General features: G+C 63.1%; 1 protein-coding gene. It reads right to left on the reverse strand.

The annotated features are described in order from the left end of the window. Positions 1-3,941: amino acid adenylation domain-containing protein (locus JV201_RS19660; RefSeq protein ID WP_257903242.1), on the reverse strand; the 3,941-nt coding region annotated here is incomplete at both ends.

The raw sequence follows: 3,941 nt of genomic DNA on the forward strand, positions 1-3,941 counted from the left end.
GCGTTCAGGCGCGCTTCAATTTCACCCAGTTCGATACGGAAGCCACGGATTTTCACCTGATGGTCAATCCGGCCGATGTACTCGATCACCCCGTCGCTGCGGTATTGCGCCAGGTCACCGGTGCGGTACAACCGCGCACCGCTTTCGCCGAACGGGTCGGGAATAAAACGCAGTGCCGTCAGGTCGCCACGCTTCAGGTAGCCCCGGGCCAGGCCGGCACGGCCAACATACAGCTCACCGATGCAGCCTTTGGCCACCGGGTTCAGTTCACCGTCGAGCAGGTACCACGACAGGTCGGCTATCGGTTCGCCAATCGGGCTGCTGGCGTCCAGCTCGAGATCAGCCACCGACAGCGGACGGTAGGTGACGTGCACCGTGGTTTCGGTGATGCCGTACATGTTGATCAGCTGTGGCGCGCTGTCGCCAAACCGTTCGAACCATGGGCGCAGGCTCTTGACGTCCAGCGCCTCGCCGCCGAATACCACGTAGCGCAGGGCATTGGCCCGTGAGTCGGCACAAGCCACGTGCATCAACTGTTTGAACGCCGACGGCGTCTGGTTGAGCACCGTGACGCCCGCGTCGCACAACAGGTCGAGGAATTCCTGGGGCGAGCGGCTGACGTCGTACGGCACGATCAGCAGCTCGCCACCGTGCAGCAGTGCGCCGAAAATTTCCCAGACCGAGAAGTCGAAAGCATAGGARTGAAACAGGCTCCAGACGTCCTGCGGGCCGAAACCGAACCACGGTTCAGTGGCCGCGAACAGACGCAGGATGTTGTGGTGCGCAAGCAAGGTGCCTTTGGGGTTGCCGGTGGAACCGGAGGTGTAGATCACGTAGGCGAGGTTCGAAGGATCCACGACGACTTGCGGGTCGCTGTCGGCAAAGGCGCTGACGTCGGTATCCAGCAGCAGGGTTTTCACGCCGTCAGGCACCGGTAATTGACCGGTCAGCGACGCCTGGGCCAGCAGCAGCTGGATGCCGCTGTCTTGCATCATGTAGGCCAGGCGGTCCTGCGGGTAGGTTGGGTCGAGCGGCACATAGGCGCCGCCGGCCTTGAGGATCGCCAGCAGGCCGACGATCATCTCGATACCCCGCTCCGCGGCCAGGCCCACCAGCACGTCCGGCCCCACGCCGTGAGCGATCAACTGATGCGCACGGCGGTTGGCCTGGGCATTCAGTTCGGCGTAGGTCAGGGTCTGGCMGTTGCAACGCAGGGCCACGGCGTCAGGCCGTTGACGGGCCTGCTCGGCGATCAGTTGATGGGCGCAGGTGTCGCTTGGGAAGCTGCGCGGGCCGGGGTTCCACTGGGCGATGTTGTGCTGTTGCTCGGTCGCGTCCAGCAGCGGCAATTCCCCGATGCGCCGTTGCGGATCGGCGACGATACCTTGCAGCAGGTTCAGCCAGTGAGCGGCCATACGCTGTGCAGTGCTTGCGTCGAACAGGTCGGTGGCGTAAGTGAGGGTTGCACTGAGCTCGCCGTCGGCGTCCAGGGTGTCGAGGGTCAAGTCGAACTGGGCGGTACGGCTTTCCCACTCCTGGGCCTTGATCACCAGCCCCGGCAGTTGCGGGATGGCTTGGCGGCCGGCGCTCTGGTGGTTGTACAACACCTGGAACAACGGGCTATGGCTCAGGTTGCGCTCAGGGCGCAAGGCTTCGACCAATTGCTCGAACGGTAGGTCCTGATGCGCCTCGGCGCCCAGTGCCGCCGTCTTGACCTGTTGCAGCAGTTCGCTGAACCGCTGCTGCGGATCGACTTCAGCCTTGAGCACCTGGGTATTGACGAAGAACCCGATCAGGCCTTCGGTCTCGACCCGGTTGCGGTTGGCAATCGGTACGCCCACGCGGATGTCCGACTGGCCGCTGTAACGGTGCAGCAGGCCCTGGAACGAAGCCAGCAACAGCATGAACAGGCTGCAACCTTCACCCAGCGCCAGTTGCCGCAGCTGTTGGCCCAATGCCTGCGGTAACTGGACGGCCAGACGGGCGCCGGCAAAGCTCTGGCGTGCCGGTCGCGGACGGTCCGCAGGCAGCTCCAGCAATGGCTGTTCAGCGCCGAGGACGTTGGTCCAGTAAGCCAGCTGCCGCTCACGCTCACCGGCGTCCATCCATTGGCGTTGCCACACCGCGTAATCGGCATACTGGATCGGTAACTCCACCGGTTCAACCGATCCACCCTGGCTATAGGCGGCATAACGCTCAATCAGTTCCTGCACCAGCACCTGCATCGACCAGCCATCGGAGACGATGTGATGCTGGGTCAGCACCAGCACCTGTTCATCGGCGGCCACCTGCAGCAGCCCGACCCGCAGCAGCGGACCGTTCTGCAGGTCGAACGGCCGGCTGATCTGATCGCGAACAAACGCCTGGATCTGCTCGGCCTGGTTGGCCGAGGTCAGGTCGAGAAACTGCGGCGTCAGCAGCGGACCGGACTCGGCATGGATAACCTGGAACGCACGCTCGTCCTTCTGGACAAAGGTCGTGCGCAAACTCTCGTGACGCTGCACCAGTGCGCTTAAGCTGCGTTGCAACGCCTTCAAATCCAGGTGGCCATGAATCCGTAGCGCCGCAGGGATGTGGTACGCCGCACTGGAGGGTTCCATTTGCCAAAGGAACCACTGGCGTTGCTGGGCGTAGGACAAGGGCAACGGTTGATCACGCGGCACCCTTGGAATGCGCGCAGGCATCGCCGCCTGGATTGGCTCAAGCGCAGCCACGCAAGCCTTGAGGCTGGCATTTTCGAACAGCTTGCGCAGTTGCAGGTTCATGCCGAGGTGTTGGCGGATGCGCGACACCATCTGTGTAGCCAGCAATGAATGGCCACCCAGTTCGAAGAAGTTGTCGGTGAGACCAACCCGCTCCAGTTTCAGCACGTCTTGCCAGACGGTTGCGATTTGCTGTTCCAGCGCGCTTTGCGGCGCCACGTATTCGTGCTGTACCTGGCTTGCGTCCGGCTGCGGCAGGGCCTTGCGGTCGAGCTTGCCGTTGGCGGTCAGTGGCCATTCATTCAGGAACAGCAGGTGCGTCGGTACCATGTAGTCCGGCAGGTCCGCTTTCAACTGCGCCTTGAGGGCGCCTGCATCCTCGGCRCCTTGCGCCGGGATCACGTAAGCCACCAATTGCTGGCCGTTCAGCCCTTCCTGGGCCAASACCACGGCTTCGCGCACCGCCGCCAGGGCGTTCAGGCGCGCTTCAATTTCACCCAGTTCGATACGGAAGCCACGGATTTTCACCTGATGGTCAATCCGGCCGATGTACTCGATCACCCCGTCGCTGCGGTATTGCGCCAGGTCACCGGTGCGGTACAACCGCGCACCGCTTTCGCCGAACGGGTCGGGAATAAAACGCAGTGCCGTCAGGTCGCCACGCTTCAGGTAGCCCCGGGCCAGGCCGGCGCGGCCAACATACAGTTCACCGATGCAGCCTTTGGCCACCGGGTTCAGTTCACCGTCGAGCAGGTACCACGACAGGTCGGCTATCGGCTCGCCAATCGGACTGCTGGCGTCCAGCTCGAGATCAGCCACCGACAGCGGACGGTAGGTGACGTGCACCGTGGTTTCGGTGATGCCGTACATGTTGATCAGCTGTGGCGCGCTGTCGCCAAACCGTTCGAACCATGGGCGCAGGCTCTTGACGTCCAGCGCCTCGCCGCCGAATACCACGTAGCGCAGGGCATTGGCCCGGGAGTCGGTACAAGCCACGTGCATCAACTGCTTGAACGCCGACGGCGTCTGGTTGAGCACCGTGACGCCCGCGTCGCACAACAAGTCGAGGAATTCCTGGGGCGAGCGGCTGACGTCGTACGGCACGATCAGCAGTTCGCCACCGTGCAGCAGTGCACCGAAAATTTCCCAGACCGAGAAGTCGAAAGCATAGGAGTGAAACAGGCTCCAGACGTCCTGCGGGCCGAAGCCGAACCACGGTTCAGTGGCCGCGAACAGACG

It is taken from the genome of Pseudomonas sp. Colony2, assembly GCF_019382755.1.
GTDB lineage: Bacteria > Pseudomonadota > Gammaproteobacteria > Pseudomonadales > Pseudomonadaceae > Aquipseudomonas.